Origin of the sequence: Bacillus sp. FSL R5-0603 (assembly GCF_038050295.1) — a bacterium.
Lineage (GTDB): Bacteria > Bacillota > Bacilli > Bacillales > Bacillaceae > Bacillus > Bacillus subtilis.
Genome location: NZ_JBBOYP010000001.1, coordinates 89,878 through 112,036, shown reverse-complemented (window position 1 = coordinate 112,036; position 22,159 = coordinate 89,878). Strand labels below are relative to the sequence as shown.

General features: G+C 46.1%; 14 protein-coding genes, 3 rRNA genes and 1 pseudogene. 13 read left to right on the top strand and 5 right to left on the bottom strand.

From position 1 onward, the window contains the following. Positions 1 to 5: 5 nt before the first annotated feature. The 12 genes from NYE56_RS00570 (at position 6) to NYE56_RS00515 (ending at position 13,968) form a co-directional block, all read left to right on the top strand. A complete protein-coding gene (locus NYE56_RS00570; RefSeq protein ID WP_014475628.1) occupies positions 6 to 488 on the top strand; it encodes a GNAT family N-acetyltransferase in 483 nt (160 codons plus the stop codon). Between the two features lie 109 nt (positions 489 to 597). Then, positions 598 to 1,512 (top strand): N-acetylmuramic acid 6-phosphate etherase, encoded by a 915-nt coding sequence (murQ, locus tag NYE56_RS00565; protein ID WP_336154865.1) that lies wholly within the window; start codon positions 598 to 600, stop codon positions 1,510 to 1,512. 16 nt (positions 1,513 to 1,528) lie between these two features. Next, entirely contained in the window at positions 1,529 to 2,380 is an 852-nt protein-coding gene (locus NYE56_RS00560; RefSeq protein WP_341283311.1) for a MurR/RpiR family transcriptional regulator, read from the top strand. 25 nt (positions 2,381 to 2,405) lie between these two features. Continuing rightward, positions 2,406 to 3,773 (top strand): PTS transporter subunit EIIC, encoded by a 1,368-nt coding sequence (locus tag NYE56_RS00555; protein WP_341283310.1) that lies wholly within the window; start codon positions 2,406 to 2,408, stop codon positions 3,771 to 3,773. 56 nt (positions 3,774 to 3,829) lie between these two features. Next, positions 3,830 to 5,155 carry an N-acetylmuramoyl-L-alanine amidase gene (gene amiE, locus NYE56_RS00550; RefSeq protein WP_341283309.1) on the top strand — a complete coding sequence of 442 codons (1,326 nt, stop codon included), beginning with the start codon at positions 3,830 to 3,832 and terminating at the stop codon, positions 5,153 to 5,155. A 27-nt stretch (positions 5,156 to 5,182) separates the two neighbouring features. Next, positions 5,183 to 7,111, top strand: a complete 1,929-nt coding sequence (gene nagZ, locus NYE56_RS00545) for a beta-N-acetylhexosaminidase (RefSeq protein WP_341283308.1) — start codon at positions 5,183 to 5,185, stop codon at positions 7,109 to 7,111. Between the two features lie 14 nt (positions 7,112 to 7,125). Continuing rightward, on the top strand, positions 7,126 to 8,370 hold the full coding sequence (locus NYE56_RS00540) for an exo-beta-N-acetylmuramidase NamZ family protein (RefSeq protein ID WP_341283307.1): 1,245 nt from the start codon (positions 7,126 to 7,128) through the stop codon (positions 8,368 to 8,370). 189 nt (positions 8,371 to 8,559) lie between these two features. Next, on the top strand, positions 8,560 to 10,149 hold the full coding sequence (gene btr, locus NYE56_RS00535; RefSeq protein WP_341283306.1) for a bacillibactin transport transcriptional regulator Btr: 1,590 nt from the start codon (positions 8,560 to 8,562) through the stop codon (positions 10,147 to 10,149). Between the two features lie 90 nt (positions 10,150 to 10,239). After that, positions 10,240 to 11,193: an iron ABC transporter substrate-binding protein FeuA gene (feuA, locus tag NYE56_RS00530; RefSeq protein ID WP_014478641.1), complete on the top strand. Its 954-nt coding sequence runs from the start codon at positions 10,240 to 10,242 to the stop codon at positions 11,191 to 11,193. A gap of 18 nt (positions 11,194 to 11,211) precedes the next feature. After that, positions 11,212 to 12,216, top strand: coding sequence for a FecCD family ABC transporter permease (locus NYE56_RS00525; protein ID WP_134156055.1), 1,005 nt, complete (start codon positions 11,212 to 11,214; stop codon positions 12,214 to 12,216). Further along, positions 12,209 to 13,219 (top strand): iron ABC transporter permease FeuC, encoded by a 1,011-nt coding sequence (gene feuC / locus NYE56_RS00520; RefSeq protein ID WP_341283305.1) that lies wholly within the window; start codon positions 12,209 to 12,211, stop codon positions 13,217 to 13,219. The genes NYE56_RS00525 and feuC overlap by 8 nt, the downstream gene beginning before the upstream one ends. Continuing rightward, positions 13,216 to 13,968 carry an alpha/beta hydrolase gene (locus tag NYE56_RS00515; RefSeq protein WP_335389040.1) on the top strand — a complete coding sequence of 251 codons (753 nt, stop codon included), beginning with the start codon at positions 13,216 to 13,218 and terminating at the stop codon, positions 13,966 to 13,968. The genes feuC and NYE56_RS00515 overlap by 4 nt, the downstream gene beginning before the upstream one ends. 9 nt (positions 13,969 to 13,977) lie before the next feature. Here the strand turns inward: NYE56_RS00515 and NYE56_RS00510 are convergent, their stop codons facing one another. Next, complete coding sequence (locus NYE56_RS00510; RefSeq protein WP_341284369.1) at positions 13,978 to 14,898, bottom strand: bile acid:sodium symporter family protein; 921 nt, start codon at positions 14,896 to 14,898, stop codon at positions 13,978 to 13,980. Between the two features lie 145 nt (positions 14,899 to 15,043). Next, the gene (locus NYE56_RS00505) at positions 15,044 to 16,480 is read right to left on the bottom strand and encodes a SulP family inorganic anion transporter (RefSeq protein WP_080528835.1); all 1,437 of its coding nucleotides are present in this window, start codon (positions 16,478 to 16,480) and stop codon (positions 15,044 to 15,046) included. 307 nt (positions 16,481 to 16,787) lie between these two features. Between NYE56_RS00505 and NYE56_RS00500 the strand changes: the two are divergent. After that, positions 16,788 to 17,216, top strand: a pseudogene (locus NYE56_RS00500) (hypothetical protein); the annotation flags it as partial. Positions 17,217 to 17,231: 15 nt separating this feature from the next. Here NYE56_RS00500 and rrf read toward each other — a convergent pair. The 3 genes from rrf to NYE56_RS00485 form a co-directional block, all read right to left on the bottom strand. Further along, positions 17,232 to 17,347: ribosomal RNA gene (gene rrf / locus NYE56_RS00495) — 5S ribosomal RNA — on the bottom strand. Between the two features lie 54 nt (positions 17,348 to 17,401). Further along, positions 17,402 to 20,329, bottom strand: a 23S ribosomal RNA gene (locus NYE56_RS00490). 170 nt (positions 20,330 to 20,499) lie between these two features. Next, positions 20,500 to 22,049: ribosomal RNA gene (locus tag NYE56_RS00485) — 16S ribosomal RNA — on the bottom strand. Together the 16S, 23S and 5S rRNA genes form the textbook arrangement of a ribosomal RNA operon. Between the last annotated feature and the right edge of the window lie 110 nt (positions 22,050 to 22,159).

Here is a 22,159-nt window from a genome sequence, read left to right as displayed (position 1 = left end):
ACCCCATGACTCAAGACATTTCTTTATCCTTCTATAAGCCTGAACACTTGCCCGAGCTTCAATCATTCACGCTCACCAACGATGACAAACGCTTTACCTCCCTCCCGAAAGAGGTGCTGTCTCAGGCTCTGGGCATACAGGACCGATACCCGGTTGTCATCTTAAAAGACGACCTTCCAGTCGGTTTTTTCATTTTACATGCATCAAAAGAAACGCTTGCTTCTTATTCTAACAATCCATTTGCTTTACTGCTCAGCTCCCTGTCTTTAAACGCTGTGCATCATGGAAAAGGCTATGCGAAAAAAGCCATGCTTTTGCTTCCCGCTTTTGTGAGCGGATATTTTCCATGGTGCGACGAAATCATCTTGGCCGTCAATCATCTGAACATACGCGCAAAACACCTTTATATGAAAAGCGGGTTCCTTGATAAAGGACGGAGAAGAATCGGGCCGCTTGGAGAACAGTTGATCCTTCATCATTTCTTATAGTCTTGAGTGAAATAAAATTTCAAAAATTTAAAAACATAGTTGAAATATCATAACAGAAATGAATATACTGAATATTGAGATATATCATTTTAAAACAGGGGGCATCCTCATGTCAGAACCATTAAACCTTCACCGTCTTACAACGGAATCACGCAATAGCCAAACAGTTGAAATCCACAAAGCAAACACTCTCGGCATCCTCAAAATGATCAACAACGAAGATATGAAAGTCGCTGCAGCCGTTCAGGAGGTTCTCCCCGACATCAAAACAGCTGTAGACTGCGCATATGAATCGTTTCAAAATGGAGGCCGGCTCATATATACAGGCGCCGGCACAAGCGGCAGACTCGGCGTCATGGATGCTGTTGAATGTCCTCCCACCTACAGCGTAAGCCCAGATCAGGTCATCGGAATCATGGCTGGAGGCCCCAAAGCCTTTTTACAGGCAGCAGAGGGCATTGAAGACAGTGAAGAAGCAGGAGCTGAAGATTTAAGAAACATACAGCTCACTTCAAATGACACCGTCATTGCCATCGCAGCAAGCGGCCGCACACCCTACGCCGCAGGCGCCCTAAGATACGCCCGCAAAGTCGGAGCACACACCATCGCCCTTACTTGCAATGAAAATTCCGCCATCAGCAAGGATGCGGATCACAGCATTGAGGTTGTCGTCGGACCTGAGGCCATTACAGGATCAACACGTATGAAAGCCGCAACCGCTCATAAAATGATTCTAAACATGATATCTACCGCTGTAATGGTCAAAATCGGCAAGGTTTACGAAAACTTGATGGTAGACGTCAACGTCAGCAACAAAAAACTAAAAGAACGCGCCATCAGCATCATCCAAAGCCTTACAAATGCTTCATACGACACGGCCAGGCACACCCTGGAACAAGCCGATCATCACGTCAAAACAGCAATCGTCATGCTCAAAACAAGCACAGATCAGAAACAAGCAAAGACATTACTCGATGAAGCAAACGGTTTCATTGACAAAGCAATCGAACATTACCATCCATGATAAGGAGAGAACTAGAATGGCCACAGGCGGTTTAGCGATCATCCAATCAATGAAGCATAAGCTCCCTCCATCCGAGCGCAAACTTGCAGATTATATCCTAGCCCATCCTCACAAAGCAATCGAAAGCACCGTCAACGAAATCAGCGCCTTAGCCAATTCAAGTGACGCTGCCGTCATCAGGCTCTGCAAATCACTCGGTTTAAAAGGATTTCAAGATTTAAAAATGAGAGTAGCGGGCGATCTGGCAAAGCCTACGTTTCAGGGCTACCGGGATATTGTTCCCCACGAGCCGCTGCCCTCCATTTCCGAAAAGACGGCCGGCAATGCCATTCAAGCCATTCAGGATACTTCAGACCTGATGGACTACAAAGAGCTTGAACGAGCGGTTTCTCTGCTTCTCAAAGCTCATACCGTGCATTTTATCGGCCTCGGGGCTTCCGGCATTGTCGCCAAGGACGCCCAGCAAAAGTGGCTTCGCATTCATAAACAAGCAACCGCGTTTACAGACACTCATCTTGTGGCATCTTTAATCGCAAATGCAGATAAAGACGACATCGTAATCGCCATTTCGTTTTCAGGAGAGACACAGGAAATCATTGAACTGTTCGCCATGGCTAAGGAAAAAGGCATCACAACGATCAGCATCACACAATTCAGTCAGACATCCGTCTCCGCACTGGCTGATGTCCCATTGTATACAGCCCATTCCAATGAAGCCTTGATTCGAAGTGCGGCCACTTCCTCCCGCCTCGCCCAGCTTTTTATAATTGATGTTTTGTTTTTAGGCATGGCGGCTGAGCAGTATGAAACGACAACCGGTTATATCGATAAAACGAGAGCAGCCATCCAATCTATGAGAAAAAAATAAGGCATCTTGAAGGGGAGGGGTTTTAATGAGCAAAGAAAATAACTACCATCATCTCGCACAGAAAATCCTTGAGCTATGCGGAGGAAAATCCAATATTTCTTCATATACGCATTGCATGACACGCCTGCGCATTACGCCTTACGATGAAAGCAAAGCAGATGCTCAGGGTTTAAGAAAGCTTGACGGCGTATTGGGGGTCGTTGAAGCTGAAACCTTACAAATTATCCTCGGCACAGGAGTCGTCAATCATGTTATAGCTGCTTTCTCAAAGCTCGTGTCAGCAGAAGAAGGTGCCGATGTCAAAGAAGCAGCGGCCAAAAAGAAAGCCGATATCAATCGAAAAAACGCCACTCCTTTTAAACTTTTCTTGCGTAAAATTGCCAGCATTTTTATCCCTCTTATTCCCGCTCTAGTCGCTTCCGGTTTAATTACTGGGATTACCAAAGCAATTATTCAAGCAGGCTGGCTCTCTGCAGACTCACAAATTGCGGTTATCCTGACAGTCATCGGATCAGGGCTGTTCACTTATCTCGGCATTCTCGTCGGTATTAACGCTTCGAAAGAATTTGGCGGGACACCCGCACTTGGGGCTTTGGCCGGGATCTTGATTATCAATCCGGAGATCGCAAAAATCAGTTTATTTGGAGAAGAGCTTCTCCCGGGCAGGGGAGGTCTGATCGGCGTCCTTTTCGCAGCCATTTTCATTGCTTACACCGAACAATTTATTCGCCGTTTTATTCCTCAATCACTCGATATCATTGTCACACCCACCGTTTCACTGTTAATCACCGGAATCGTAACGTATGTCGTATTTATGCCTTTAGGCGGATTCATTTCTGATGCTATTACATCCGGCCTTCTGTCCATCCTGGACATCGGCGGCATCGCTGCAGGCTTTATTCTGGGCGCAACCTTCCTTCCTCTCGTCGTAACCGGACTGCATCAAGGCTTGACGCCTGTGCACATGGAACTGATCAATTCAATTGGCAATGATCCTCTGCTCCCTATTTTGGCTATGGGAGGTGCAGGACAGGTAGGCGCGGCCTTTGCCGTTTTCGTGAAGACGAAAAAAACAACACTGAGAAAAGCAATCGCCGGCGGGCTTCCATCGGGACTGCTCGGCATTGGTGAACCGCTTATTTTCGGAGTCACGCTGCCGCTTGGCCGTCCGTTTTTAACAGCATGTTTAGGAGCTGGAATCGGCGGCGCCTTTCAAGCTTATTTTCAAGTAGCCACCATTGCGATTGGTGTCTCCGGACTGCCGCTTTCTTTTCTAGTCCTGCCTTCGCAAATCATCCTGTATATCGTTGGGCTCTTTATTTCCTACGCGGCCGGCTTTTTATTGACCTATGCATTCGGATATAAAGATGAAATGGCTTCTCAGTTCGATTAAATTGTTTCTGTATTAGGGATAGTAAACGGGATAGAAGCACAGAAAGGGGCTAGCCTGTGAAAACAAAGACACTGTTCATATTCAGTGCCATTTTAACCCTATCGATATTTGCGCCAAATGAAACCTTCGCACAAACAGCAGACAACTTGATTGAGCCGAAAACCATAAATGCAGAAACTGCACAATTCTCGACGAAGAAGCTAAGGAAGGTAGATCAGATGATAGAACGGGATATTGCAGCAGGATTTCCAGGCGCCGTTCTTGTGGTGGTGAAGGATGGGCGCATCATAAAAAAAGCAGCATACGGCTACAGTAAAAAGTACGAAGGATCAGAACTGCTGCGCCGTCCGGCCAAAATGAAAACCCGCACGATGTTTGACTTAGCCTCAAATACAAAAATGTACGCAACAAATTTTGCATTGCAGCACTTAGTCAGCCAAGGAAAACTTGACGTCTATGAAAAAGTTTCTGCATATTTGCCGGGTTTCAAGGATCAGCCGGGTGACCTCATAAAAGGAAAAGACAAGATACGTGTCATCGATGTCCTCCAGCACCAATCAGGACTCCCATCAAGCTTTTACTTTTACACGCCGGAAAAAGCCGACAAGTACTATTCCCAGGAACGGGACAAAACGATTGAATATTTGACGAAAATTCCGCTCGATTATCGAACTGGGACAAAGCACGTATACAGTGACATTGGATATATGCTACTCGGATGTATTGTCGAAAAACTCACCGGTAAACCGCTTGATGTCTACACGGAGCAAGAGCTCTACAAACCGCTGAGGCTGAAGCATACCTTATACAATCCGCTGCAAAAGGGCTTTAAACCGAAACAGTTCGCAGCTACTGAACGCATGGGCAATACACGTGACGGCGTTATTCAATTCCCTAACATCCGCACAAACACGCTGCAAGGAGAGGTGCATGACGAAAAAGCGTTTTACTCAATGGATGGCGTGTCTGGGCATGCCGGATTGTTCTCAAATGCAGATGATATGGCCATACTGCTGCAAGTTATGTTAAACAAAGGTTCATACCGAAACATTTCTTTATTTGATCAGAAAACAGCCGACCTGTTTACAGCACCTTCAGCAACAGATCCAACATTCGCTCTTGGCTGGAGAAGAAACGGAAGTAAAAGCATGGAATGGATGTTTGGCCCTCATGCCAGCGAAAATGCTTACGGGCATACCGGCTGGACGGGGACAGTTACAATTATTGATCCAGCATACAATTTAGGCATCACATTGTTAACAAATAAAAAGCATACACCAGTTGTTGATCCAGAAGAAAATCCCAACGTCTTTGAGGGTGACCAATTTCCAACAGGCAGTTATGGAAGTGTCATAACCGCGATTTATGAAGCGATGGAGTGAATGATTAGACGATAGGAGGAAGTTTCTATGAGACCTGTCTTTCCGCTTATCCTTTCAGCCGTTCTCTTTCTTTCATGCTTTTACGGGGCCAGACAGACAGAAGCCTCTGCATCCAAACGTTCAATTGATGCCAATCAGATTGTCAATCGTATGTCGTTAGATGAAAAACTCGGCCAGATGCTGATGCCTGATTTTAGAAATTGGCAAAAGGAAGGCGAGTCCTCTCCGCAAGCCCTTACAGAAATGAATGATGAAGTCGCCAGCCTCGTCAAGAAATATCAATTCGGAGGCATCATCCTTTTTGCAGAAAATGTAAAAACAACAAAACAAACTGTCCAGCTGACAGACGATTACCAAAAGGCAAGTCCAAAAATCCCGCTCATGCTGAGTATTGATCAGGAAGGCGGCATTGTAACGAGGTTAGGGGAGGGCACTAATTTCCCAGGGAATATGGCGCTGGGCGCAGCCAGAAGCAGAATCAATGCGTATCAGACCGGCAGCATCATCGGGAAAGAGCTCTCTGCCTTAGGCATCAATACAGATTTCAGCCCTGTCGTGGACATTAACAATAATCCTAATAATCCTGTAATCGGCGTACGGTCATTCAGCTCCAATCGAGAACTGACATCACGCCTCGGTTTATACACGATGAAAGGGTTGCAGCGGCAGGATATCGCGTCTGCCCTCAAACATTTCCCGGGACATGGAGACACGGACGTTGACAGCCATTATGGACTGCCGCTCGTTTCCCATGACCAAGAACGGCTTCGTGAGGTCGAGCTTTATCCTTTCCAAAAAGCAATTGATGCTGGTGCTGATATGGTGATGACAGCCCATGTTCAATTCCCTGCCTTCGACGACACCATATACAAAAGCAAACTCGATGGATCGGACATTCTGGTTCCAGCTACACTTTCAAAAAAAGTGATGACAGGTCTTCTTCGTCAGGAAATGGGCTTTAATGGTGTGATCGTTACCGATGCACTCAATATGAAGGCAATCGCAGACCATTTCGGACAGGAAGAGGCTGTGGTCATGGCCGTAAAAGCTGGTGTCGATATTGCATTAATGCCAGCCTCAGTCACTTCAATGAAAGAAGAACAGAAATTCGCACGTGTTATTCAAGCTTTGAAAGAAGCCGTGAAAAACGGGGATATTCCTGAACAACAAATCAACAAATCAGTTGAAAGAATCATTTCCCTGAAAATAAAACGCGGCATGTATCCAGCGCGAAAAAGCGACAGTACAAAAGAAAAAATAGCCAAAGCCCAAAAAATCGTAGGAAGCAAGCAGCACCTGAAAGCAGAGAAAAAAATAGCTGAAAAAGCAGTAACTGTATTAAAAAATGAACAGCACACTTTGCCGTTCAAGCCTAAAAAAGGCAGCCACATCTTAATTGTGGCACCTTACGAAGAACAAACTGCTTCAATCGAACAAACCATTCACGATCTCATCAAGCGAAAGAAAATCAAACCCGTATCTGTCGACAAAATGAATTTTGCCAACCAAATATTTAATGCCGAGCATGCAAAACAAGTAAAAAAGGCTGATTATATCATAACCGGCTCCTATGTCGTCAAAAATGACCCTGTCGTCAACGACGGTGTCATCGACGACACAATATCAGATTCAAGCAAATGGGCCACCGTGTTTCCGAGAGCTGTCATGAAAGCCGCACTGCAGCACAACAAACCATTTGTCTTAATGAGCCTGCGCAACCCCTATGACGCAGCCAATTTCGAAGAAGCAAAGGCACTGATTGCAGTCTATGGCTTTAAAGGATACGCAAATGGCCGTTATCTTCAACCTAATATTCCGGCCGGAGTGATGGCGATATTCGGCCAGGCAAAACCTAAAGGCACACTTCCAGTTGACATCCCATCAGTCACGAACCCGGGGGACACCCTTTATCCATATGGCTACGGATTAAATATCAAAACGGGAAAACCGCTTTAATTAAGGAGGGACACATGAGAAAAACAATATTCGCTTTTCTGACAGGGCTCATGATGTTCGGAACGATAGCAGCTGCCTCTGCTTCACCCGATTCAAAGAATCAAACGGCTAAAAAACCTAAAGTCCAGACTGGTATAGACACGCTCTTGCCAGACTATAAAAAACAGCTCAAGGGAAAACGTATCGGACTGATCACCAATCCAACCGGAGTAAACGCATCTCTGAAAAGCAGTGTCGATATTCTTTACGAGAACTCAGATATCAAACTGACAGCTTTATTCGGCCCTGAACACGGCGTCCGCGGTGACGCCCAGGCTGGAGACGAAGTAGGCTCTTACATTGACGAAAAAACCGGGGTTCCCGTATACAGCCTCTACGGAAAAACGAAAAAACCGACTCCAGAAATGCTGAAAAATGTCGATATTCTAATGTTTGACATTCAGGATGTCGGGACCCGTTTCTACACGTACATTTATACAATGGCATACGCAATGGAAGCCGCTAAAGAAAACGGCATTCCATTTATGGTGCTGGACCGTCCGAATCCTCAAGGCGGGAATCATATTGAAGGACCAATCTTAGAACCTGAATACGCCTCATTTGTCGGATTGTATCCCATTCCATTGAAGCATGGGATGACGATAGGCGAATTGGCTTTACTGTTCAACAAAGAATTTAGTATTGATGCCGATCTTACAGTGGTAAAAATGAAACACTGGAAGCGAAAAATGGATTTTGACGATACCCGATTGCCTTTCGTCCTCCCTTCGCCTAACATGCCGACGGTGGAAAGCACATTTGTTTATCCTGCAACCGGGCTGATTGAAGGAACAAATATATCCGAAGGGCGAGGGACAACAAAGCCATTCGAATTGATCGGAGCTCCCTTTATCAAAAGCACAGAACTTGAAGAAACATTAAACAGCCTCCATTTGCCGGGCGTTACATTTAGGGCAGCATCCTTCACACCGACGTTTTCTAAACATCAAGGAACGCTTTGCCACGGTGTGCAGCTCTATGTGACAGACAGAGATAAGTTTGAAGCTGTTAAAACGGGTCTTTCAGTCATTAAAACCATACACGATCTCTATCCTGAGGATTTTGAGTTCCTGTCAACAGGATCATTCGATAAACTGGCAGGCAACGGCTGGATCAGGACAAAAATTGAAAATGGAACTTCGATTGAGAACATCATAAACAGCTATGAAAAAACACTCCAACAATTCAGCAAAACAAGAAAAAAATATCTCATTTATTAGAACGTAAGCATCGTATGTTACACGTGTAACATATTCTTATCGAACGAAAGACCCTTACTTTTACACACGAGTAAGGGTTTTTTCATGCTAAAAATCCACTCGCTTTATATAGGAAAACTTTCATTTATTTGGTACAATTTTTATTGAAAATGATTATCAATTGAAAGCTTCTGAAAAGGTGGTCTACTCGTGCAAAATGCAGTGATTTATCAACCGGTACAAATTGAATATCTAAAAAAGACAAGTGATCTCTTCTCAGAACAGCAATTAGCCGATTCATTCGTGCTGATTTTTCATTTAAAAGGAAACGGCTATATTTCGATCGGAACAAACACCAATCCTCTGCAAAAAAAGACACTTTATGTTTGTCCGCCTAACGATACCTTTGGCTTTACGCCAGCAGCCGATGGACATATAGATGCCTGTCTGATCAGGCTTCAAAGCTATATCAAGGAAACCGGACAAGATATTTTCACACCGTGCACAGAATCGGAATTAGCCAACCTGAAGCTTATGAATGTTTCACATATCGAAAATCTTGCAGTCCGGCTTCAAGAGCTTGCCGCACTATGGAATGAATCGTCTCAGCTTTCTCAGCTAAAATGTGGGATTGAAGTACAAAGCCTGATTTATGACCTCTTTACTGCCAGTTTATCTGATCAAACGGATACACATTCAGCAATCGAAAAAACAAAACACTATATCGAAACCCATGCCGATACAAAAATCACGCTTGCCCAGCTGTCGCAAATGGCAGGAATCAGTGCCAAACACTACAGTGAAAGCTTTAAAAAATGGACAGGACAGAGCGTAACAGAATTTATTACGAAAACACGAATCACAAAGGCAAAACGGCTCATGGCAAAATCAAACTGCAAATTGAAAGAAATCGCACACCAAACCGGTTATCAAGATGAATTTTATTTCAGCAGAATCTTTAAAAAATATACAGGCTGTTCACCTACAAGCTATATGAAAAAACGCCGAAAGAAAATCGCCGCATACGGAAGGGGCACAATGGGCCATCTCATCCCTCTTCACCACATACCTTTTGCGGCCGCTCTGCATCCGAAATGGACGTCTTACTACTATCAGCATTATTCGACAGATATACCCGTCCAGCTCAGTGCATACCGGTTTAATGAAAAGTGGGAAGAAAACCTGTACACGTTATCACAGGCAGAACCAGATGTGATTGTCAGCATGGATTCTATTTCTCCAGAAGAACAAGATCGCCTGAATCGCATCGCAGAAGTCATGTACCTTCCTTCAGAAGAAAGCTGGAGAACCCACTTTCTGCAAACTGCCTCATTTTTAAAGGAGGAGTCCGAAGCAGAAAAGTGGCTAGCGGATTATGACCAGCAGACAACAGCCGCCAAAAAAACACTTCAGCACGTTCAAGGGCTGCGTTTTCTCTTTTTGAGGCTGCATAAGCAAAACTTCTATCTGGCACATAACCGAAGTGTCCGCGAAGTTTTCTTTGGGGATTTAGGATTCAGCTCGGCAACAACGGCTGACACACCTTCAGAACAAGCGATTTCGTTAGAAAATATCGCAAATTACCAAGCTGACTGTATAATGCTTTTTCTTTTTAAAGAGCCGGAGACCATAGCTTACTACCAGCAATTACAGCAGACAGAAGCATGGCAAAACCTAAGCGCGGTACGGAATAACCGTGTTTATCTTCTATCCCTTGACCCGTGGAATGAATACTCAGCTTGCGGGCACGAACGCATCGTTCAGCAAACTGTTTCTTTATTATCCGGAGATTGTCCATGATAAATCAGGAATTTGTCCATGGTGTTATATCTGTTCATTCTCTATAATTCCAATTGATAATAGTTATCAATTGAACAGGAGGCTCTATAGATGAAAAAGATATCTCTTACCTTATTAATCTTGCTTCTCGCTCTGACGGCGGCAGCTTGCGGCAGCAAAAATGAATCAACTGCCAGCAAGGCAAGCGGCACAGCATCTGAGAAGAAGAAAATTGAATACCTTGATAAAACATATGAAGTAACTGTACCGACAGACAAAATCGCCATTACGGGAAGCGTTGAATCAATGGAAGACGCGAAATTGCTTGACGTTCATCCGCAAGGCGCAATTTCATTCTCCGGCAAATTCCCTGATATGTTCAAAGACATCACTGATAAAGCCAAACCAACCGGAGAAAAAATGGAGCCAAATATTGAAAAGATTCTTGAAATGAAGCCAGATGTTATCCTTGCTTCAACAAAGTTTCCGGAAAAAACGCTTCAAAAAATCAGCACAGCAGGCACGACGATCCCAGTTTCTCATATCTCTTCAAACTGGAAGGAAAACATGATGCTGCTTGCCCAGCTGACTGGAAAAGAGAAAAAAGCAAAGAAAATTATTGCAGACTATGAACAGGATCTAAAAGAAACAAAAACAAAAATCAACGATAAAGCGAAAGATTCAAAAGCGCTTGTCATCAGAATCAGACAAGGCAACATTTACATTTACCCTGAACAGGTGTATTTCAACTCCACACTATACGGTGATTTAGGCCTTAAGGCGCCGAACGAAGTAAAAGCTGCAAAAGCGCAAGAGCTGATTTCATTAGAAAAATTAAGTGAAATGAACCCGGACCATATTTTCGTCCAATTTTCTGATGATGAAAATGCAGACAAACCTGATGCCTTAAAAGATTTAGAGAAAAATCCAATCTGGAAAAGCCTTAAAGCAGTCAAAGAAGACCATGTGTATGTCAACTCAGTGGACCCTCTCGCACAAGGCGGCACAGCTTGGAGTAAAGTCCGTTTCCTGAAAGCGGCTGCTGAAAAATTGACACAAAACTAATTCAGAGTAGGTTTTTGTATGTATTCAAAACAGTGGACACGTATCATATTGATTACTTCTCCATTCGCTATAGCGCTGTCACTTTTGCTTTCAATCCTTTATGGGGCAAAGCATCTTAGCGCAGATATTGTTTTTACATCTCTTATTCATTTCGATCCGGGAAACACAGACCATCAAATTATATGGCATTCCCGGATTCCAAGGGCTGCCGGCGCTCTGCTCATAGGGGCAGCCCTTGCTGTTTCTGGAGCGCTTATGCAGGGCATTACGCGCAATTATTTAGCTTCGCCATCCATTATGGGTGTTTCAGATGGTTCAGCGTTTATCATTACGCTTTGCATGGTTCTGCTCCCGCAATCATCTTCGATTGAAATGATGATATACTCTTTTATCGGCTCAGCGTTAGGAGCTGTGTTAGTATTCGGCCTTGCCGCCATGATGCCAAACGGATTTACCCCCGTGCAGCTCGCCATCATCGGCACAGTCACAAGCATGCTGCTCAGCAGCTTATCAGCGGCCATGTCGATTTATTTTCAAATTTCTCAAGATCTCAGTTTCTGGTACAGTGCCAGACTTCATCAAATGAGTCCAGATTTCCTGAAGCTTGCCGCTCCGTTTTTCCTGATTGGCATCATAATGGCCATTTCTCTCAGCAAAAAGGTGACCGCTGTATCATTAGGGGACGACATTTCTAAAAGCCTGGGGCAAAAGAAAAAAACCATTAAAATCATGGCAATGCTTTCCGTCATCATTTTAACCGGCAGTGCCGTAGCGCTGGCCGGAAAAATTGCGTTTGTCGGGTTGGTTGTTCCGCATATCACGAGATTTCTCGTCGGCTCTGATTACAGCAGGCTGATTCCGTGCTCCTGTATTTTGGGCGGAATCTTTTTAACCCTGTGTGATCTCGCAAGCAGATTTATCAACTATCCGTTTGAAACACCGATTGAGGTCGTAACATCCATTATCGGCGTACCTTTCTTCCTTTATTTAATTAAACGAAAAGGAGGGGAGCAAAATGGCTAAAAAATATGCATTGTTCATCGCTTTGATTCTTGTTGTCAGCTATTTCAGCTTAACGAGCGGATCATTTTCTGTTCGTCCTGCTGAGCTGCTCTCCACTCTTTTTCAAATCGACCCGAATCCGCAGTATGAAATTTTGCTGTTCGATTTAAGACTGCCGCGGGTTGTCATGGCTGCTATTATTGGACTCGGTCTTGGCATTGCAGGCGCTGTTATCCAAGCCATCACGAGAAACGGGCTTGCTGATCCTGGAATTCTCGGAATCAACGCAGGGGCAGGAGCCGGCATTGTAGCGTTTATGCTCTTATTCCAAGGCCAGAAGGAAGTGACATCCATAGCTGCAGCGATGGGAATGCCGCTCTTTGGATTGATAGGCGGGCTCACCGCGGCGATCCTGATTTACATATTTGCATGGCACAGAGGCAATTTAGATTCAGGAAGAATTATTCTGGTAGGGATTGCGATTAATTCAGGATTCAGCGCCCTGTCTTTGTTTTTATCTTTAAAAATGGACCCGCAAGACTATCAAATGGCCATGGTGTGGAAAAACGGAAGCATCTGGTCTGCCAACTGGACGTATATTACAGCCGTTCTCCCATGGATGCTGCTGTTTATACCGATTCTTATCGGCAAATCCCGCCTGCTCGACACCATTCGTTTTGATGAAGACACAGTCAGAAGCCTCGGCATTTCATCAAATAAAGAAAAAACCATCCTGCTCGTAGCCTGTGTAGCAATCATCAGCGCCTGTGTCTCCGTAGCGGGAAGCATGGCGTTTGTCGGCTTAATTGCTCCCCATATCTCACGGAGACTGGCTGGCGTCGAACATCGCTATATCCTGCCACTGAGCGGTTTAATCGGGATGCTTCTTGTGATAAGCGCAGACTTTGCCGGAAAACTGTTTTTTCAGCCCGCAGAAGTGCCCGCAGGCATCATTTTGGCGATCCTCGGAGTTCCTTATTTCTTATATCTGCTTTTCAAGCAAAAAAAGGGGGAGAATGCTTGAAAGGATCTCTTTCAGAACACAAAGCCGGCAACAGGAGGTTCACGCTGTACCTCCCTCCTTCCTACAGCACAGACAGCGGGGAATTTCCTGCTGTTTATGTGCAAGATGGCAGTTCTTTGTTTCACGACGAAATTGAATTTTTAGAAAGCATGTTTCAACAGCAAAGGCTCCCTGAACTCGTGCTGATCGGTATCGAACCCGAAAACAGGCTAAATGAATACACACCTTGGCCGGCTGCATCACTCAGTGATCGGTTCACGGACTTCGGCGGAATGGGATATCACTATCTGTCTGATATAACGAACCAGTTCATTCCGCTAATCGAAGAAAACTGGAACGTCACCAGGGAACCGCAGTCAAGAGGAATGATCGGTGCCTCATTAGGCGGCCTCATCTCAATGTTCGCCTTATTAAAATATCCGTCAATGTTCGGGAAAATAGGCTCTATATCAGGTTCATACTGGTACGAGAACGCAGCGGAAACCATTCATATATCTTCTTTAAAGCCCGGCACTGCACGTGTTTTCATGTCTGTCGGGAGTGAAGAAGGCTGTGAAAAACAATCCATTCAGCGACATATGCTGAAAAAAACAAAGCAAGTTCATCAAAGTCTAAAAGAAAAAGGCTTCACTGAAGACCAGTTGTATCTTTCAATTGAAAAAGGAGCGGTGCACCACCGCAAGTATTTCTGCAAACAGTTCATCAATGCGCTCGAATGGCTATACGGAAAAAACCGCTCAACCCTATGAGCGGTTTTTTTATGCTTTCTGCAACATTGGTTTTAATTCAAAACGATTCAGCATATAGCCAAACAAAGCAGCCAATATCTGCTGAAACAGCATGCCGATCACAACAGGAACGGCAACCTGAGACGGGAAGAACGTAACGGCAAGAACTGCGCCGGCACTAATATTCCTCATGCCTCCCGTAAATATAAGAGAGACTATTTCCTCTTGGCGCCTTTTCATCATTTTTCCGATCAGCCAAGCAGCGGCATAGCCTGTTAACGCGATAAAGAATACCGTTACAGCTATTCCTGCAAATCTCAAATCAATGGATTTGAAATAAGGAGCAATCGCTGAACTGTTAATCGCAATCACTGCCATCAAGCAAAGCTTTGAAAAAGGCGACAGCGCACTGCTCACAGACGCAGTTCTTTCTGGAGATGACATCTGATTAAACAGCATGCCCAGAAAAGAAGGAATCACGACCATTACAATCAGACCTTTCATCATTCCCCACACATCCATATGAACCTGAGCGCCGGCCAGCAATGAAAGACTCAGCGGTACGATTAGCGGTGACAGCACAGTATCAATTAAAATAATCGAAAGTGTCAAACCGACATTCCCTTTGTACATCGCTGCCCAAATCAAGCTTGTAATCCCCGTAGGAATCACAACAGCCAATGTTAAACCGGTAATCGTCAAAGGATCACCTTTAAATATAAGATGGCCGCTGCCCCAAGCAAAAAGCGGCATGAAAATATGAAGAACGAATAGTGCAAGAATCATAGGGAGAGGGTGAGACAATGCATGTCTCAAAGATTGAAAGTTCGCGCTTAAACTGCCTGCAAACGTAATAAAAGCAAAGATCCAAGGCACAGCCCATTCATACCCATTTAAAAATTGAGACAGCAGCACGCCCAGCATCACACTAGTCGGCGTCAACAGCGGCATCACTCTCCCCAATACACGGTTCAGCTTTTGAAGCATCATATGCAAGTCCCCTATTTAAAATTTCTCTTCTCTCTATTATATCAATGCTGCTTAAGTGTATGTTATATAAAAAAGCCCAGATCTCATTAATCTGGGCTTCTCTATTTTATGCCATCTGTTTCATTAGAGATTTACTCGCTTTATTCAAACCTTTTAACTCAGCTTCAATGCCTTGTTCCTTAAACTTCGCAACAATCTTATCAAGTGCGGCCGCACCAGAATCGTCCCATACGTGAGCTTCAGTTAAGTCAATCACAACCCGCTCAATATCCTCTTGATATATAAACGCATTTGCAAGATCCGTCACTGACGCAAAAAAGATTTGCCCCTTCACTTGATACGTTCTAAGCTTTTGATCCTCTGCATGAGAAACGATTTTCAGCTTCGAGATTTTTGCCACAAAGAACACGGCACTTAAAAGAACACCGACAAATACACCCTTAGATAAGTCATCTGTTACAACAACCGTAACCACAGTCACAACCATGACAATCGAGTCCGTGAGCGGCGCTTTTTTGAGACCTTTTAAAGAAGACCAATCAAATGTGCCGACAGACACCATAACCATTACAGCCACTAACGCCGCCATTGGGATTTTCACCACGACATGACTTAACACCGCAATTAAAAACATCAGAAAAGCACCGGCAACAAATGCTGACAAACGTCCGCGACCGCCCGCTTTTGTATTAATGACAGATTGTCCGATCATAGCGCAGCCTGCCATTCCGCCAAAGAATCCAGTCACGATATTCGCAATTCCCTGTCCGCGGCTCTCTTTATTTTTATCACTGTCCGTATCCGTCATTTCATCAATAATCTGCGCTGTCAGCAAAGATTCAAGCAACCCGACAAACGCTAAAGCAATTGAATAAGGAAAAATAATTTGCAGTGTTTCAAAGGTAAACGGAACATCAGGGATTAAGAAATGAGGCAACGAACTAGAAATATTGCCCATATCACCAACCGTCCGCACATCCACATGAAAAGTGACCGCAATAATCGTCATCACAATAATCGCCACAAGCGGAGACGGAACAGCAGTCGTAAACCTTGGCAGCACATAAATAATAACCAACGACCCGGCAAGCATCGCATACATGCTCCAAGAAGCACCTTCAAACTGGGGAAGCTGCGCAGAGAAGATAAGGATCGCCAGCGCATTCACAAACCCGATCATCACAGAACGCGGGATGAATTTCATTAATCTTGCAATTTTACTGATACCTAAAATCACCTGAATAATGCCTGTCAAAATCGTAGCCGCAAATAAATACTGAAGCCCATGATCAGCAACCAGCGACACCATAACGACTGCCATTGAGCCTGTCGCAGCTGAAATCATGCCAGGTCTGCCGCCAAAAATAGAAATAATAATGGCTATACAAAATGACGCATAAAGACCGACCATCGGATCCACACCCGCTATAATAGAAAAGCCAATCGCTTCAGGTATTAACGCTAACGCAACTAAAATGCCAGCAAGAATGTCTTTTCGGATATTCCCGAACCATTGCTGTTTTAATGTAAAACTATTATTCAAATATAACGACTCCTTTTTAGTAAAAAATAAATCCGCACCATATCTATTGTATTGGGAGCTTTTTTTATTTTACGGGAGAAAATGAAAAGAAAAACGACCGGGGAGTACGGGGAAACGTTGAGTATATTGTATTGAGGCAAGGAGTTGTCATACAAAGAGTATCATAATAAATTTTTATCAATTACGCAAGATGAATGCTGAAGAAAAAAATGGCTCAAATATAGTCTGAGACATTTTATCATATCCGGATGAAACCAAGAATCGTTTTAATGACAGTAATATCTTTTCTCTCATTTGGCAACCCGAGCCTGTTTCCGAAAAAATAACCTATCATCATTATCTCAGGCTGATAAATATGAGCGGCCTCATTTAACTCTGTATTTTGGCAATCAATAAAACAGCTTTTGCAGGCTTAGGACTTATTTATGGCCGGCATGTTCGCCATTATCTTAATTATCACCAATCAATTTTATCATGGAAAAACAGAACAAACGACAGGCATGCTGCTCGCTGCCAATGGATTGGCGGCTCTATCCTGCCAATTGCAGTCGGATGGAGTCTGGATGAGTCTCCCGTACAACCTGCATTTTGATTATTTATGACTCTCATGTTGATCATGCTGGGGATTGTATTGAGATTGAAAGTATTAGAAAACTTAAAAAGCAGAAGCTTGATAAAATGGATACTGATGAAAGCAAATCGGCACAGATATAAAATAAAAAACCCAGCTCAATGAGCTGGGTTTAAGCTTGCTTGGCGGCGTCCTACTCTCACAGGGGGAAACCCCCGACTACCATCGGCGCTGAAGAGCTTAACTTCCGTGTTCGGTATGGGAACGGGTGTGACCTCTTCGCTATCGCCACCAAACAAATTGAGAGTGTTCTCTCAAAACTAGATAACAGGTGTGACATCATGCAAAATGTGGTTAAGTCCTCGATCGATTAGTATCTGTCAGCTCCATGTGTCGCCACACTTCCACCTCAGACCTATCAACCTGATCATCTTTCAGGGATCTTACTTCCTTGCGGAATGGGAAATCTCATCTTGAGGGGGGCTTCATGCTTAGATGCTTTCAGCACTTATCCCGTCCGCACATAGCTACCCAGCGATGCCCTTGGCAGAACAACTGGTACACCAGCGGTGCGTCCATCCCGGTCCTCTCGTACTAAGGACAGCTCCTCTCAAATTTCCTGCGCCCGCGACGGATAGGGACCGAACTGTCTCACGACGTTCTGAACCCAGCTCGCGTACCGCTTTAATGGGCGAACAGCCCAACCCTTGGGACCGACTACAGCCCCAGGATGCGATGAGCCGACATCGAGGTGCCAAACCTCCCCGTCGATGTGGACTCTTGGGGGAGATAAGCCTGTTATCCCCGGGGTAGCTTTTATCCGTTGAGCGATGGCCCTTCCATGCGGAACCACCGGATCACTAAGCCCGACTTTCGTCCCTGCTCGACTTGTAGGTCTCGCAGTCAAGCTCCCTTGTGCCTTTACACTCTGCGAATGATTTCCAACCATTCTGAGGGAACCTTTGGGCGCCTCCGTTACCTTTTAGGAGGCGACCGCCCCAGTCAAACTGCCCACCTGACACTGTCTCCCCGCCCGATAAGGGCGGCGGGTTAGAAGGTCAATACAGCCAGGGTAGTATCCCACCGATGCCTCCACCGAAGCTGGCGCTCCGGTTTCCAAGGCTCCTACCTATCCTGTACAAGCTGTACCAACATTCAATATCAGGCTGCAGTAAAGCTCCACGGGGTCTTTCCGTCCTGTCGCGGGTAACCTGCATCTTCACAGGTACTATAATTTCACCGAGTCTCTCGTTGAGACAGTGCCCAGATCGTTGCGCCTTTCGTGCGGGTCGGAACTTACCCGACAAGGAATTTCGCTACCTTAGGACCGTTATAGTTACGGCCGCCGTTTACTGGGGCTTCAATTCGCACCTTCGCTTACGCTAAGCGCTCCTCTTAACCTTCCAGCACCGGGCAGGCGTCAGCCCCTATACTTCGCCTTACGGCTTCGCAGAGACCTGTGTTTTTGCTAAACAGTCGCCTGGGCCTATTCACTGCGGCTCTCTCGGGCTTGCACCCTAACAGAGCACCCCTTCTCCCGAAGTTACGGGGTCATTTTGCCGAGTTCCTTAACGAGAGTTCTCTCGATCACCTTAGGATTCTCTCCTCGCCTACCTGTGTCGGTTTGCGGTACGGGCACCTCTCACCTCGCTAGAGGCTTTTCTTGGCAGTGTGGAATCAGGAACTTCGCTACTATATTTCGCTCGCCATCACAGCTCAGCCTTATGGGAAACGGATTTGCCTATTTCCCAGCCTAACTGCTTGGACGCGGATATCCAATACCGCGCTTACCCTATCCTCCTGCGTCCCCCCATTGCTCAAATGGTGAGGAGGTGGTACAGGAATATCAACCTGTTGTCCATCGCCTACGCCTTTCGGCCTCGGCTTAGGTCCCGACTAACCCTGAGCGGACGAGCCTTCCTCAGGAAACCTTAGGCATTCGGTGGAGGGGATTCTCACCCCTCTTTCGCTACTCATACCGGCATTCTCACTTCTAAGCGCTCCACCAGTCCTTCCGGTCTGGCTTCACAGCCCTTAGAACGCTCTCCTACCACTGTTCGAAGAACAGTCCGCAGCTTCGGTGATACGTTTAGCCCCGGTACATTTTCGGCGCAGAGTCACTCGACCAGTGAGCTATTACGCACTCTTTAAATGGTGGCTGCTTCTAAGCCAACATCCTGGTTGTCTAAGCAACTCCACATCCTTTTCCACTTAACGTATACTTTGGGACCTTAGCTGGCGGTCTGGGCTGTTTCCCTTTCGACTACGGATCTTATCACTCGCAGTCTGACTCCCAAGGATAAGTCATTGGCATTCGGAGTTTGACTGAATTCGGTAACCCGGTAGGGGCCCCTAGTCCAATCAGTGCTCTACCTCCAAGACTCTTACCTTGAGGCTAGCCCTAAAGCTATTTCGGAGAGAACCAGCTATCTCCAGGTTCGATTGGCATTTCACCCCTACCCACACCTCATCCCCGCACTTTTCAACGTGCGTGGGTTCGGGCCTCCATTCAGTGTTACCTGAACTTCACCCTGGACATGGGTAGATCACCTGGTTTCGGGTCTACGACCACGTACTCATGCGCCCTATTCAGACTCGCTTTCGCTGCGGCTCCGCATCTTCTGCTTAACCTTGCACGGGATCGTAACTCGCCGGTTCATTCTACAAAAGGCACGCCATCACCCGTTAACGGGCTCTGACTACTTGTAGGCACACGGTTTCAGGATCTCTTTCACTCCCCTTCCGGGGTGCTTTTCACCTTTCCCTCACGGTACTGGTTCACTATCGGTCACTAGGGAGTATTTAGCCTTGGGAGATGGTCCTCCCGGATTCCGACGGAATTTCACGTGTTCCGCCGTACTCAGGATCCACTCAGGAGAGAACGAAGTTTTGACTACAGGGCTGTTACCTCCTATGGCGGGCCTTTCCAGACCTCTTCATCTACCTCGTTCCTTTGTAACTCCGTACAGAGTGTCCTACAACCCCAAGAGGCAAGCCTCTTGGTTTGGGCTAATCCCGTTTCGCTCGCCGCTACTCAGGGAATCGCATTTGCTTTCTCTTCCTCCGGGTACTTAGATGTTTCAGTTCCCCGGGTCTGCCTTCTCATATCCTATGAATTCAGATATGGATACCACTCCATTACGAGTGGTGGGTTTCCCCATTCGGAAATCTCCGGATCAAAGCTTGCTTACAGCTCCCCGAAGCATATCGGTGTTCGTCCCGTCCTTCATCGGCTCCTAGTGCCAAGGCATCCACCGTGCGCCCTTTCTAACTTAACCGTTAAAAAGAATCACTATGTGATATCTTGTATTACTAATTGAATGTGATGTCTACTGTTATCTAGTTTTCAAAGAACACGTTTCGAAGGAATGATCCTTCAAAACTAAACAAGACAGGGAACGTTCTGTTTATAAGACCCAAGGTCTTATATTCCGTATAATATCCTTAGAAAGGAGGTGATCCAGCCGCACCTTCCGATACGGCTACCTTGTTACGACTTCACCCCAATCATCTGTCCCACCTTCGGCGGCTGGCTCCTAAAAGGTTACCTCACCGACTTCGGGTGTTACAAACTCTCGTGGTGTGACGGGCGGTGTGTACAAGGCCCGGGAACGTATTCACCGCGGCATGCTGATCCGCGATTACTAGCGATTCCAGCTTCACGCAGTCGAGTTGCAGACTGCGATCCGAACTGAGAACAGATTTGTGGGATTGGCTTAACCTCGCGGTTTCGCTGCCCTTTGTTCTGTCCATTGTAGCACGTGTGTAGCCCAGGTCATAAGGGGCATGATGATTTGACGTCATCCCCACCTTCCTCCGGTTTGTCACCGGCAGTCACCTTAGAGTGCCCAACTGAATGCTGGCAACTAAGATCAAGGGTTGCGCTCGTTGCGGGACTTAACCCAACATCTCACGACACGAGCTGACGACAACCATGCACCACCTGTCACTCTGCCCCCGAAGGGGACGTCCTATCTCTAGGATTGTCAGAGGATGTCAAGACCTGGTAAGGTTCTTCGCGTTGCTTCGAATTAAACCACATGCTCCACCGCTTGTGCGGGCCCCCGTCAATTCCTTTGAGTTTCAGTCTTGCGACCGTACTCCCCAGGCGGAGTGCTTAATGCGTTAGCTGCAGCACTAAGGGGCGGAAACCCCCTAACACTTAGCACTCATCGTTTACGGCGTGGACTACCAGGGTATCTAATCCTGTTCGCTCCCCACGCTTTCGCTCCTCAGCGTCAGTTACAGACCAGAGAGTCGCCTTCGCCACTGGTGTTCCTCCACATCTCTACGCATTTCACCGCTACACGTGGAATTCCACTCTCCTCTTCTGCACTCAAGTTCCCCAGTTTCCAATGACCCTCCCCGGTTGAGCCGGGGGCTTTCACATCAGACTTAAGAAACCGCCTGCGAGCCCTTTACGCCCAATAATTCCGGACAACGCTTGCCACCTACGTATTACCGCGGCTGCTGGCACGTAGTTAGCCGTGGCTTTCTGGTTAGGTACCGTCAAGGTACCGCCCTATTCGAACGGTACTTGTTCTTCCCTAACAACAGAGCTTTACGATCCGAAAACCTTCATCACTCACGCGGCGTTGCTCCGTCAGACTTTCGTCCATTGCGGAAGATTCCCTACTGCTGCCTCCCGTAGGAGTCTGGGCCGTGTCTCAGTCCCAGTGTGGCCGATCACCCTCTCAGGTCGGCTACGCATCGTTGCCTTGGTGAGCCGTTACCTCACCAACTAGCTAATGCGCCGCGGGTCCATCTGTAAGTGGTAGCCGAAGCCACCTTTTATGTTTGAACCATGCGGTTCAAACAACCATCCGGTATTAGCCCCGGTTTCCCGGAGTTATCCCAGTCTTACAGGCAGGTTACCCACGTGTTACTCACCCGTCCGCCGCTAACATCAGGGAGCAAGCCCCCATCTGTCCGCTCGACTTGCATGTATTAGGCACGCCGCCAGCGTTCGTCCTGAGCCAGGATCAAACTCTCCGACAAAGTAGTTTGACTGACTACGCACATCGCTGTGCGATTTATAAAAAATGAATTAACAGGTACGTTTTGTCTTGTTTAGTTTTCAAAGATCATTTTGTTCACTTCGTTCAAGC